The organism is Burkholderia sp. Ac-20379 (assembly GCF_017104645.1).
Lineage (GTDB): Bacteria > Pseudomonadota > Gammaproteobacteria > Burkholderiales > Burkholderiaceae > Burkholderia.
In genome coordinates, this window is sequence record NZ_JAAGPF010000228.1 from 1 (window position 1) to 11682 (window position 11682).

Here is an 11682-nt window from a genome sequence, read left to right on the forward strand (position 1 = left end):
CCTGGCGCTGAGCGGCGGGCTCGATTCGGCGCTGCTGCTGGCCTTGCTGCGCGAGCTGGGCGCGCATCGGCAGGTGACGTCCTACATCCTCGCCACGGATATGCCCGACTACTGCGAGCTCGATGCCGCGCTCGAACTGGCCGGGCAGATGCAGGCCGACGTGAAGATCGTGCGCGCGAGCGAGGCCGATTTCGTGGCCGCGCTGCCGCGCACCACGCATGCGGTGGAAGAGCCGATGTTCAACCTGCATCCGGTCGCCAAGCTGCTGCTGGCCGAGGCGATGGCGGCCGACGGCATCGCGCTGGCGATCACCGGCGACGGCGCGGATCAGGTGCTGCGCCGCGATGAGTCGGCCAACTATCTGCCGCTGTGCCATGCGCTGTTCGACGCGGCGGGCGTGGAACTGGCGCCGCCGTTCGTCGACGATGCGGTGGTCGCGCACCTGACCAGCTTCGCGCCCGATCCCGACAAGCACTGCCTGCGCGAGCTGGGCGGCCGCCTGGCGTTGCCGGATCGCCTCGTGACAGGCCCGAAGCGCGGCCGGCTGGCCCCGGCGATGGATCTGTCGGCCTGGCTCGACCGCGCCCGCACGCCGGCGCTGGCCGCTTCGCTCGGCCTGCCCGCGCCCGCGCTGGAAGCCGATACCGAGCGCGTGCTGTGGGCCACGCTCGCGCTGATCCTCGATCATCTCGATGCCTCGCATCGCTCCACCTGAACCGCTCATGACACGCATCCTGTTCTGCGTGGTGCCCGAGAAAGGGCACCTGAATCCCTGCATCGGCCCGGCGCAGCATCTGCGCGACGCGGGCTTCGAGGTGGCGTTCTACGCGCCCGTCGATATCGGCGCGCAATTGGCGGGCGCGGGCGGCTTCGCGTTTCTCGGGCCGCGCGAGATTCCCGAGCGCCACGACCTGTCGCGCGGCGCGAGCTTCGCCGAGCAGATTCGCGACGCCGACTGGCTGCGCCATTGGATCCGCACGCTGCTGATCGATCTCGCGCCCGAGCAGGTGGACGGCATTCGCGCCGTGCTGCGCGAGTGGCGGCCCGAGGTGGTGGTGATCGATCCGCTGCTGTACGCGGCGGCGATCGCGGCCGAGCTCGAAGGGCTGCCGTGGGTGGCGATGTCGAATTCGCTGAACCCGGTGCTGCCCGACGATCTGGATTCCGAACTGCTGCGCACCGTGCGCTGGCTCGCGCCCGAGCGCGAGGCGCTGTTCGCGCGTTACGGGCTGACCGCGCGCTTTCGCGGCTGCGACATCCTCTCGCCGCATCTGACGCTGGCGTTCACGACCGAGGCGCTGGTGGGCGCGCCGCCGCCCGGCGTCGCGCTGGTCGGCCCGGCGATGCCGTCCGGCCCGCGCGGCGACGAGACGGCGTTCCCATGGGAACGGCTCGATCCGGCGCGCCCGCTCGTCTACATGTCGCTCGGCAGCCAGCTGTATTACCACCCCGATCTGTTCGACAAGGTGGCCGAGGCGGTGCGCGGCACGTCCGCGCAACTGGTGCTGTCGATCGGAGAACTGATCGATTCCGATTGGCGGCCGGGGCGCAAGCACGGCGCGCTCGTCAGCGACGCCGACGTGATCGCCGTGCGCTACGCGCCGCAGCTCGCGCTGCTGCAGCGCACGCACGCGTTCATCAGCCACGGCGGCGCGAACTCGGTGATGGAGGCGCTCGCCAGCGGCGTGCCGATGCTGCTCTCGCCGTTCTGCAACGACCAGTTTCATTCGGCGCATTTCGTCGAGCAGGCCGGCGCGGGTTGCCGGATCGATCTCGAGCGCGACGGCGTGTCGGAACTGCGCGCGGCGATCGAACGGGTGCTGCAACCGGGCGGCGTGCGCGAGCGCGTGGCGCGGATCCGCGAGAGCTACGCGCGCGACGGCTCGGCCGAGGCCGCACGCCGGATCAGCGCACTCGCCGCAGGAAGCCGCCGGGCGACAGCGTCATGATCACGCGATCCTCGATGTCGAAATCGGCCTCGAAGCGCGGGTCGGCATCGAGAAACGCTTGCGCGGCGGTGGCCGGATTGTTGCCGCGGCCGTAGGGTTTGCCGTCGAACATCTCGGCGGGCAGGTATTCCATGATCGTGTCCATCACGATCGCATAGCTGCCCGGCGTGACGAGCGGCGCATAGCATTCGAGCTCACGCAGCACGTGCGCGTGGGTATGCGTGAGGTCGAGAATCGCCATCACGCGCGCGCCGTCGGGAATCTGCGCGCGCACGGCGGCGAGCGTGCCGTCCGCGCACGAATCGCCTTCGATCAGCGTCATGCGATGGGCGAGGCGGTTCGCCTGCAATTGCGCGCGCACGTCGTCGCGCAGGCGCGGCTCGATGGCGATCACGCGGCCGTCGCCGCCCGTCAGTTCGAGCATCGACGCCGAGAACACCACGCCGCCGCCGGCCGCGATGCCCGTCTGCACGATGCGGTCGGGGCGCTCGCGCCACACGAGCTCCTGGATCGCGAGCATGTCGCCGGGCAGATGGAAGAAGCGCTCGCCGAGCCAGCGCGTCTGGAACAGGTGGTTGAATTCGGCGGCGCGCGTCAGCCACGCGATATTGATGTCCCGCATGCGGGCCGAGATACGGTCGGACATGGTCAGTGCAATGCTCAGGAGTGACGTGGAAACGCTCGAACCCTTGCTTCAACGGTATTGGCGCACCGGGCCCGTGCGCCTGGCGGCGCAGCCGTCGGGCCATACTAACAAAACGTTCCGGCTGGCGTGCGAGGCGGGTGGCCGGGTGCTGCGCGTGTCGTGGGCCGGCAAGCCGCTCGAGCAGGTGCGGCGCGAGGCGGCATTGCTCGAGCGTCTGCGCGCCGTGCCCGGTTTGCCCGCGCTGCCGGTGTTGATTCCGGCCGTTGACGGGCAACGCGGCGTGCAGTTGCCCGATGGCCGCTGGCTGCATCTGTTCGAAACGATCGACGGCGTGCCGGGCCTGCCCGCCGACGCGCACGCCGGCACGCTCGACGCGATGCGCGTGCTGGCGCGCCTGCATACGGCGCTGGCGGCGCTGCCGGCGCCCGAGGCCACGCCGCTCGGTTGGCTGGCCGCGCGCCATGCGCGCGTGGCGGCGCGTGCGCGGCCGGGCTTGCCCGGCACGCTCGATAGCGAGTACGACGAACTGATCGGGCGCATCGGCGCGCATCTGGTGTCCGCAACGGGTTGGCTGACCGGCCCGGCGCACTGGCTGCACGGCGACTATCACGCCGGCAACCTGCTCTATGCGGGGAACGCCGTGAGCGGCGTGCTCGATTTCGACGACGCGGGGCAGGGCGCGCCCTGGCTCGAAGCGGCGTTCGCGCTGTTCGCGCTGTCGCGCGACGCGCTGCGCGACGATCGCTTCGTGTTCGATGCCGCGATCTGGGATGCGGGTTTGCAGGCCTATGCGGCGGCGCGCTTGGATGCCGCGCCCGGCTGGATCGCGGCGCGCCGCGAGGCGTTGATGCGGTTGTTTTGCGCGGACCAGACGCTGATTCATCTCGAAGCGGCGCAGCGCGGCTTGTGGACGCCCGGCGCGGGCATGGGGTTTCTCGGCGTCTGGCGGCAGTTGATGGCGGGCTAGGGGCTAGGCCGCCGTCAGGAACAGGCGCACCGCCTCGACCGTGTTGGGGCGCGGCTCGCCGTGCCGCGAGCCGTCGTGCAGGCAGAACAGCGCGTGCTGCCGCAGCGCGGCGCATGCGGCCACGTGCGTGCGCATCGCGTCGCACAGCGCCTGCGGCGCCGGGGCCGGGCGTTGCCAATCGTTGAGGATCGCGGTCCAGCCGGTGTGCTCGCGTTGCAGGCGGGCGAGCACGCCGGCGCGGCAATCGTCGGGCTGCCAACCATAAGGCAAACGAAACGGAACGACATCGGGCGCGGGCACGCCCGCCAGCCGGTGAGCCTCTCGAATCAGCGCGTCGGTGGCCGCGATCTCGCCGGTCAGGGCCGCGTCGCTCAGTTCGCCCGCGCGTGCATGGGTATAGGTGTGATTGCCGAGTTGGTGGCCGTCGCGCACGATGCGCGCCGCGACGTCGAGCGCGCTTTCAAGCTGCTTGCCCAGCACGAAGAAGCTGGCCCGGCAGCCGGCGGCGTGCAGGACGTCGAGCAGCGCGGCGGTGGACGGGCCGGGGCCGTCGTCGAAACTCAGGTGGAAGGACATGGCGCGCGCGGCAAGTGGCGGGAACCGGAACGATAACGCAGCCGGGCCCGGCCGTTACTCGCACTGCGGGACGAGCAGGCTCTTTTCCTTGCCGATCAGGATCCAGCCGCTGTCGGCCTCGCTGCGCGGATTGGTTTCGTGCAGCCACCAGGTGCCGCATTCGGCGCAACGATAATGCGCGATGCGAACCGGCGTTTTGAACATCGGCCGTAATTTCCTCAGCGGATCATCGGGCAATAACGCCGAATGCGCTTCGCCATGCGGGCCGGTTCGATTTAATTGTTCGCACGCTGCACAGCGCATGACATTCAGATATCCGTCACATAAATGACACATTCTATGACGGCCTTCGAAGAAAGATGACAGTAAATTTTCACGAAATCTTAACGTATTACGAAACCTGTAACTATCGCTGAAAACGTTTCTATAAATGCGCCAATTGGTCGCAGGCGACGCCGATTCGATCGCACCCGATCGTTTGCGGCGAGCGCACATGAAGCATCATCCTTTCAAATTCCATTCATGTTGCGTACGCGTAAATGCCTAAAGAAATCGCCAAAGCGCAAGCAAAAAATCTGCAAAAAGTTGAATGCCGGATTGACGCAACGAATCGATTTTTCGAATCGATCGCGCTCGGATGAAACCCCTCCGAAATAGCGTTTTCCGATCAATCGGGATAGCAACGGTTTGTTGCATTTGTTGCTTCCAGCAAGGGCGCAAAGCGCGAATGCGCGCGTACGAAAATGCCGCCGCTGATTTACACTCGAATCGCCGTTCTTATTCTGATCGATCGATCCGGCGTCAATGAGAGGACGCCGGCAACCTGCCGGAACCGCATGCGGCAGGTCAGGTCGGATTTTCCGTAGACCGTGCAACACGGAACCTTGGAGGGTCACAACATGGCAAGGCATCTACATGCCGGCAACGAGCCGAAAGTCGTCACCGAATCGAAATGCGTCGGCGCATGCGATCCGGCCGAACGGATTCACGTCACGGTGATGCTGCGGCGCGAGGGGCAGGCGGCGCTCGATGCGCTCGTCGACCAGCTCGCCAGCGGCGATGCGGCGGCAAAACCGGTGTCGCGCGACGATTTCGCCAAGCGCTTCGCCGCCCGCGACGACGATATCGCGCACACCCAAGCCTTCGCGAAACAGCATCAACTGACGGTCGAGCGCGTCGATCCCGTAGAAAGCGTGGTGGAGCTGGCCGGCACCGTCGCGCAGTTCGAGAACGCGTTCGGCGTCAAGCTTCAGCAGTACGAACATCATGCGGTCGGCACGTTCCGCGCGCGCACCGGCGACATCGCGCTGCCGAACGAACTGCACGACGCCGTCACGGCCGTGCTCGGCCTCGATACCCGCCCGCAGGCGCATCCGCACTTCCGCTTCCGGCCGCCGTTCAAGCCGGCGCGCACCGGTGCCAGCACGTCGTACACGCCGGTGCAGTTGGCCTCGATCTACAACTTTCCCGACGGCGACGGCGCGGGCCAGTGCATTGCGCTGATCGAACTGGGCGGCGGCTATCGCGCGGCCGACATCGCGCCGTATTTCGACCAGCTCGGCGTGGCGCATCCGAAGCTTGTGGATGTCAGCGTGGCGGGCGGCCGCAACGCACCCACCGGCGACCCGAACGGCCCGGACGGCGAGGTCGCGCTCGACATCGAGGTGGCCGGCGCGATCGCGCCCGGCGCGACGATCGCCGTCTACTTCTCGCCGAACAGCGATTCGGGCTTCATCCAGGCCGTCAACCAGGCGATTCACGACACGAAGAACCAGCCGTCGGTGGTGTCGATCAGTTGGGGCGGCCCGGAAGCGTCGTGGACGCAGCAATCGATGCAGGCCTTCAACAACGTGCTGAAGGCGGCGGCCTCGCTCGGCGTGACGGTGTGCGCGGCGTCGGGCGACAGCGGCTCGGGCGACGGCCTGCAGGATGGCCGGAACCACGTCGACTTCCCGGCCGCCAGCCCCTACGTGCTGGCCTGCGGCGGCACCACGCTCGACGCGCAGGCCGGGCAGGGCATCCGCCGCGAAGTGGTGTGGAACGACGAGGCGGCCAGCGGCGGCGCGGGCGGCGGCGGCATCAGCGCGGTGTTCGACGCGCCACCATGGCAGAAGGGCCTTTCGGCGAAGCAGACGAGCGGCGGCAGCACGCCGCTGACCAAGCGCGGCGTGCCCGACGTGGCCGGCGATGCCTCGCCCACCACCGGCTACGAGGTGCTGATCGCCGGCGCCACGGCCGTGCTCGGCGGTACCAGCGCCGTCGCGCCGCTGTGGGCCGCGCTGATCGCACGGATCAACGCGGCGGCGGGCAGCCCGGCCGGCTGGGTCAATCCGAAGCTCTACGCGCAGGCCGCGGCGCTGCACGACATCACGCAGGGCAACAACGGCGCGTTCGCGGCCGCGGCGGGCTGGGACGCCTGCACGGGGCTCGGCAGCCCCGATGGCACGAAGGTCGCGGCGGCGCTGGCAGGTGCGAGCGGCGCGGGCAACGGCAAGTAGCCGGTATTGCGAAGCAACACGCTGCACGCAACGGCCGGCATCGGGAGACGCCGGCCACGCCGCGCCGTGGTGGCCACCACGGCGCGGCGGCGTGCAGGTTCAGGCAGTCAGCGGTTCATTCAGGCACGTTCGATAAAACCAGAAGGAGCGGCACGATGAGCAAGCAATCAGGAACTTCGTCCAGCGGCGGCACATTCCCGCTGCAACATGGCGCCCACAACTCGCACGGCGTGCCGCCAGGCGTCGATCCGGTCGCGCTGGCGCGCGGCCGCGACGAGCCGTTCTTCGATCCGGTGGCCTACGGCAACGGCCCGGACGATTCGGTGACCGACATCGGCGAGGGCGCGGCGGTCACGCACCACACGCTCACGTTGGGCGGCAAGCGGATCGCCTACACGGCCACGGCCGGGCATCTCGTGACGGTCGATCCGAGCAGCTCGCAGCCGAACGCGAAGCTGTTCTACGTGGCGTTCACGCAGGACAGTCAAAAGGAGGAAACGCGCCCCGTCACGTTCTTCTACAACGGCGGGCCGGGCTCGTCGTCGGTGTTCGTGCTGCTGGGCTCGTTCGCGCCGCGCCGCATCCGCACCGCGATGCCGAGCTTCACGCCGCCCGCGCCGTATCAGATGGAAGACAACCCCGACAGCCTGCTCGACAAGAGCGATCTGGTGTTCGTGAACCCGGTGGGCACCGGCTACTCGGCCGCCGTGGCACCGTTCAAGAACCGCAATTTCTGGGGCGTCGACGAGGATGCCGATTCGCTGAAGCAGTTCGTCAAGCGCTACCTGACCAAGAACAACCGCTGGAATTCGCCGAAATATCTGTACGGCGAATCGTATGGCACGGCGCGCACCTGCGTGCTGGCCTACAAGCTGCACGAGGATGGCGTGGATCTGAACGGCGTTACGCTGCAATCGTCGATCCTCGACTACAAGCAGGCCGGCAACCCGGTGGGCGCGCTGCCCACGGCGTCGGCCGACGCGTGGTATCACAAGCAGCTCGGCGTGTCGCCCACGCCCACCGATCTCGGCGCGTTCGCCGAAGAGGTCGCGCAGTTCGCGCGCACCGATTATCTCGACGCGCTGCGCAAGTTTCCGCAGACGGACGCGGCCGTGGTGCAGAAGCTGGCCGAGTACACCGGCATCGACACGGCCACGCTGCTGTCATGGAGCCTCGACGTGGCCGGCTACGACGCGCGCGGCAATTCGGTATTCCTCACCACCTTGCTGCGCGCGCGCGGCCTGTCGCTCGGTTCGTACGACGGGCGCGTGACCGCGATCTCGTCGGGCATCGCCGGCAACATCGATCCGAACTCGGGCGGCAACGATCCCACCATGACGGCCGTCACGGGCGTGTACACGGCGATGTGGAACGCCTATCTGAACGAGCAACTGAAATACACGTCGAATTCGGCGTTCACCGATCTCAACGATCAGGCGTTCGCGAACTGGGATTTCAAGCACAAGGATCCGACCGGCGCCGAGGTGGGCGTGGACGCGAAGGGCAACGTGGTGCTCTACACGGCCGGCGACCTGGCCGCCGTGATGGCACTGAACCCCGACCTGAAGGTGCTGTCGGCGAACGGCTTCTACGATTTCGTCACGCCGTTCTATCAGACGATGCTCGATCTGCAGCAGATGCCGCTGGAGAACGCCGACGTGCGCAAGAACCTGTCGGCGCGCTTCTATCCGTCGGGGCACATGGTGTATCTCGACGGCGGCTCGCGCACGGCGCTCAAGCGCGATCTGTCTGCGATGTACGACCACACGGTGAGCGATTCGGGCGCGGTGATGCGGATCCGCGCGCTGCAGGCGAAGAAGCGCGGCGGCTGATTCCGCTCGCGCCGCGCGAAGCCTTGAACGACAAAGCCCGGCCGGGATTCGGCCGGGCTTTGTCGCATTCGCGCGCCCGGCCGTTCGCCGGGGCGCGACGCTGCGGGACGCAGCTTAGAAGCGATGCATCATGCCCAGGCGCACGACGGTCTGGTTGATGCTCGACGAGGCGCCGGCCGAGGCGTCGATCACCTGCGCGTAGTCGAACGAGGTGCCCGTATGCGCGCTGATGGCGTGCTGGTAAGCGGCCTGCACGTACAGCGAGGTGCGCTTGCTCAGATCGTAGTCGAGCATCATCGCGAGCTGGTGGTACTTCGGCTCGTAGCTGCCGTTCTGCGAGTGCAGGTGGGCCATCGTGAACGTGTACGAGGTGCCGAGCCAGAACGCCGACGTGAAGTAGTACTGCGAATTCAGTTCGATGTTGTCGAACTTCCAGGCATTCCAGGCCGCGCCGTTGGTCGGCGTGCTGTTGGCGAGCCACGCGTTGCTGGTGGGCGAGTAGACGTCGACGTGCGAGTAGGCCGCCGCCACCTGAACCTTCGTGAAGCGGTACGACACGGCCGCGCCGATCGTCTGTTGCGATGCGCCGTTGAACAGGTCGCCCGAGGTGACCGCGCCGGTGGCCGTCGAACCCTGGTTGTTCATGCGCAGGTACGAAGCCGCCGCCGTCAGGCCGCCGTTCTGGTAGTTCAGCGTGGCGCCCCACAGGCGGTTGTTCGAGAAGCCGGTGCTGTTGCTGAAGCCGTACATCGTTTCGAACGTCAGGCCGTTCCAGGTCGGGCTGACGTACTTGACGGAATTGTTGACGCGGAAATCCCAATCCTCGTTGTTGTTGTCGAACGGCACGGTGCCGATGTCGCCGCCCCAGTTGCCGGCGGCCGTCAGCGCGGTGTAGCTGAGCGGATCGATCGTGATGTCGTACTGGCGGCCGAGCGTGATCGTGCCGTAATGATCCGACGACAGGCCAACGTAAGCCTGGCGGCCGAATTCGCTGCTGTCCTGGCCGAGCTTGCCGTTGTTGATGTTGAAGCCGTTCTCGAGCACGAACACCGCATGGTTGCCGCCGCCCAGATCCTCGTTGCCCTTCAGGCCCCAGCGGCTGCCGCCGGTGTCGCCGCTCGCCATCTGGTAGGCCGAGTGGCCGCCGGCGTTGCTCGTGTAGTTCAGGCCTTCGTCGATCAGGCCGTACAGCGTGACGCTCGATTGCGCGTGCGCGGCGACCGCGAACAGCGAGGTCACGGCTGCGGCGATGCCGAGGATCGTGCGTTGGATCGGTGTGGTTTTCATGTTTTATCCCTTCCTGAGAGGTGGTCGTATCCGGGCCGCCTGTGCGACGGATGACGGAGTGTAGGTAGCGGGAAAAACCTGTCGGGGCGGAACGCTGAAACTCAGAGTTCCGCTCGATGCAAGAACCGGTCAGGCGCCTGACGGTGAAGGGATTTCATGAAACCGACGCGGAGCGGCCGGGATATTTCGTTGTATTTAGGTTTCGAACTGCTTGACGTGCGGTTTTTCTTCGCGCTGCCGGTGCGCGAGCGCACCGGCAGGCGGCTCAGCGCACCAGTTGGCGCACGCCGAGCGCGACGATCGCGCCGCCGCAGATCCGGTCAGCCCAGGCCTTGCCGCGCCGGTAGGCGGCGGCCACGTCCGGGTGCGAGAGCACGATCGCCACGAAGCCGTACCACGACGACGATGCCACCAGCACCATCGACAGCATCGCGCCGAAGGTGGGCCAGGTGACGTGGGCGGGCGTGGCCGAGGCGAACACGGCGGCGAAGAACGCGATCGATTTCGGGTTCGCGATATTGGTCGCGACGCCCTGCACGTACGCGCGGCGATGGTCGACCGGCCCGGCGGCAGCCTGCTTGCGCGCGGTTGCCGCGTCGATGCCCGACGCCGCCTTCGCGTTGAGCACGAGCCGCATGCCGAACCAGATCAGATAGCCCGCGCCCGCGAACTTCACGGCCAGCGCGATCCACGGGAACGTCGTGAACACGATGCCGACGCCGAGAATCGCGCAGCTCGCCCAGAACAGGTTGACCGTCACGATGCCGCCCACCATGGCGAGCGCGGCAGCGCGCGTCGACGACGCGGCCTTGTGCGCCACGGCCACGAAGTTCGGGCCGGGAATCACCACGCCGACGATGTAGACGGACAGCACCGCCAGTACCGCGTGCCAATCGATCAGCATGCCGAACCTCCTTGCAGGGAAACGGTAAGCAAACGCGCGCTCAGCGCGCAGCGCCCGGCCAGTCGAGCATCGTGTACGGCAGCGCGCGCTTGTGGCGCGAGGCGTCGTAGAAGCGCAGCACCGTTTCGTACACGTGATCGTCCACCGGCTTGCCTTCGAGGAAATCGTCGATCTGCTCGTAGGTCACGCCGTAGGCGGTTTCGTCGGGCAGCAGCGGGCGCAGCGCCTCGAGGTCGGCGGTCGGCACCTTCATGACGAGCGCGTCCGCGCCGCCGAGGTGGCGCGCCACCGCGCGCACGCGGCGCTTGGTCAGGCCGGCCAGCGGCAGCACGTCGGCGCCGCCGTCGCCGAACTTCGTGAAGAAGCCCATCACCGATTCGGCCGCGTGATCGGTGCCGATCACGATGCCGCGGCGCGCGCCGGCCACGGCGTACTGCGCGATCATGCGCTCGCGCGCCTTGATGTTGCCGTGCACGAAATCCTGCTGGGCGTCGTCGCGGAACGTCAGGCCGCTCGCGGCGGTGGCGGCCAGCATGCCGTCGGCGGCCGGCTTGACGTCGACCGTCAGGTTTTCGTCGGCGGCCACGAAGGCCAGCGCGCGCTGGGCGTCGTCCTCGTCGCGCTGCACGCCGTACGGCAGGCGCATCGCCACGAAGCGCGCGTCGTAGCCGCTCGCGCGTAGGCGTTCGACGGCCAGTTGCGCCAGGCGGCCGGCCGTGGACGAATCGACGCCGCCGCTGATCCCGAGCACGTAGGTGGTGAAGCCCGTCGAGCGCAGGTAGTCGGCGAGGAAGGCGATGCGGCGCTCGGCCTCTTCGGCGGCGTCGAAGTTCGGGGCGACTTGCAGTTCGGCGGCAATCGCGCGCTGGCGCGCGGCGTAATCGGGACGGGTCATGGCGGGTTGGCTCTCCGGAACGGAATCAGGTCAGACGCGCATCATAAGCGGAATCGCGCGCAGCCGGCGCAGCGCGGCCCGCTGCCTGCCGGCCCGTGCCGAGCCTGCGCGCGCCGGTCAGCCCGAAC

General features: G+C 67.8%; 11 protein-coding genes. 5 read left to right on the plus strand and 6 right to left on the minus strand.

Annotated features, from left to right (window positions below):
• Together G3N92_RS23660 and G3N92_RS23665 are read left to right on the plus strand one after the other, a co-directional pair.
• Positions 1–715, plus strand: a 715-nt coding sequence (locus tag G3N92_RS23660; protein ID WP_206130009.1) for an asparagine synthase-related protein, incomplete at its 5' end; no start/stop codon positions are given.
• A 7-nt stretch (positions 716–722) separates the two neighbouring features.
• Entirely contained in the window at positions 723–1949 is a 1227-nt protein-coding gene (locus G3N92_RS23665) for a glycosyltransferase (protein WP_206130010.1), read from the plus strand.
• Here G3N92_RS23665 and G3N92_RS23670 read toward each other — a convergent pair.
• Positions 1906–2595 carry a CmcI family methyltransferase gene (locus G3N92_RS23670; protein ID WP_206130011.1) on the minus strand — a complete coding sequence of 230 codons (690 nt, stop codon included), beginning with the start codon at positions 2593–2595 and terminating at the stop codon, positions 1906–1908. The two genes, G3N92_RS23665 and G3N92_RS23670, sit on opposite strands and share 44 nt — an antisense overlap.
• Before the next feature lie 10 nt (positions 2596–2605).
• Here G3N92_RS23670 and G3N92_RS23675 point away from each other — a divergent pair, with 10 nt between their 5' ends.
• On the plus strand, positions 2606–3562 hold the full coding sequence (locus G3N92_RS23675) for a phosphotransferase (RefSeq protein ID WP_241014986.1): 957 nt from the start codon (positions 2606–2608) through the stop codon (positions 3560–3562).
• Positions 3563–3565: 3 nt separating this feature from the next.
• Here G3N92_RS23675 and G3N92_RS23680 read toward each other — a convergent pair whose 3' ends face one another.
• Together G3N92_RS23680 and G3N92_RS23685 are read right to left on the minus strand one after the other, a co-directional pair.
• A complete protein-coding gene (locus tag G3N92_RS23680) occupies positions 3566–4138 on the minus strand; it encodes a polysaccharide deacetylase family protein (RefSeq protein WP_206130013.1) in 573 nt (190 codons plus the stop codon).
• Between the two features lie 54 nt (positions 4139–4192).
• A complete protein-coding gene (locus tag G3N92_RS23685) occupies positions 4193–4342 on the minus strand; it encodes a hypothetical protein (RefSeq protein WP_206130014.1) in 150 nt (49 codons plus the stop codon).
• A 695-nt stretch (positions 4343–5037) separates the two neighbouring features.
• Here G3N92_RS23685 and G3N92_RS23690 point away from each other — a divergent pair.
• Positions 5038–6636, plus strand: coding sequence for a S53 family peptidase (locus G3N92_RS23690; protein ID WP_206130015.1), 1599 nt, complete (start codon positions 5038–5040; stop codon positions 6634–6636).
• A gap of 155 nt (positions 6637–6791) precedes the next feature.
• Entirely contained in the window at positions 6792–8468 is a 1677-nt protein-coding gene (locus G3N92_RS23695) for a peptidase S1 (RefSeq protein ID WP_206130016.1), read from the plus strand.
• Positions 8469–8582: 114 nt separating this feature from the next.
• On the opposite strand, the gene G3N92_RS23700 is transcribed toward G3N92_RS23695, so the two are convergent.
• The 3 genes from G3N92_RS23700 to nadE all read right to left on the minus strand — a co-directional run bounded on the left by G3N92_RS23700 (position 8583) and on the right by nadE (position 11554).
• A complete protein-coding gene (locus tag G3N92_RS23700; RefSeq protein ID WP_206130017.1) occupies positions 8583–9755 on the minus strand; it encodes a porin in 1173 nt (390 codons plus the stop codon).
• Positions 9756–10020: 265 nt separating this feature from the next.
• A complete protein-coding gene (locus G3N92_RS23705) occupies positions 10021–10659 on the minus strand; it encodes a LysE family translocator (RefSeq protein ID WP_206130018.1) in 639 nt (212 codons plus the stop codon).
• Between the two features lie 40 nt (positions 10660–10699).
• Positions 10700–11554: an ammonia-dependent NAD(+) synthetase gene (nadE, locus tag G3N92_RS23710; RefSeq protein WP_206130019.1), complete on the minus strand. Its 855-nt coding sequence runs from the start codon at positions 11552–11554 to the stop codon at positions 10700–10702.
• Positions 11555–11682: the final 128 nt, after the last annotated feature.

Coding starts and splice junctions, on each gene's coding strand:
- G3N92_RS23670 (WP_206130011.1), bottom strand. CDS start 2,595: ATGTCCGACCGTATCTCGGCCCGCATGCGGGACATCAATATCGCGTGG.
- nadE (WP_206130019.1), bottom strand. CDS start 11,554: ATGACCCGTCCCGATTACGCCGCGCGCCAGCGCGCGATTGCCGCCGAA.
- G3N92_RS23665 (WP_206130010.1), top strand. CDS start 723: ATGACACGCATCCTGTTCTGCGTGGTGCCCGAGAAAGGGCACCTGAAT.
- G3N92_RS23685 (WP_206130014.1), bottom strand. CDS start 4,342: ATGTTCAAAACGCCGGTTCGCATCGCGCATTATCGTTGCGCCGAATGC.
- G3N92_RS23675 (WP_241014986.1), top strand. CDS start 2,606: ATGCTCAGGAGTGACGTGGAAACGCTCGAACCCTTGCTTCAACGGTAT.
- G3N92_RS23680 (WP_206130013.1), bottom strand. CDS start 4,138: ATGTCCTTCCACCTGAGTTTCGACGACGGCCCCGGCCCGTCCACCGCC.
- G3N92_RS23700 (WP_206130017.1), bottom strand. CDS start 9,755: ATGAAAACCACACCGATCCAACGCACGATCCTCGGCATCGCCGCAGCC.
- G3N92_RS23695 (WP_206130016.1), top strand. CDS start 6,792: ATGAGCAAGCAATCAGGAACTTCGTCCAGCGGCGGCACATTCCCGCTG.
- G3N92_RS23705 (WP_206130018.1), bottom strand. CDS start 10,659: ATGCTGATCGATTGGCACGCGGTACTGGCGGTGCTGTCCGTCTACATC.
- G3N92_RS23690 (WP_206130015.1), top strand. CDS start 5,038: ATGGCAAGGCATCTACATGCCGGCAACGAGCCGAAAGTCGTCACCGAA.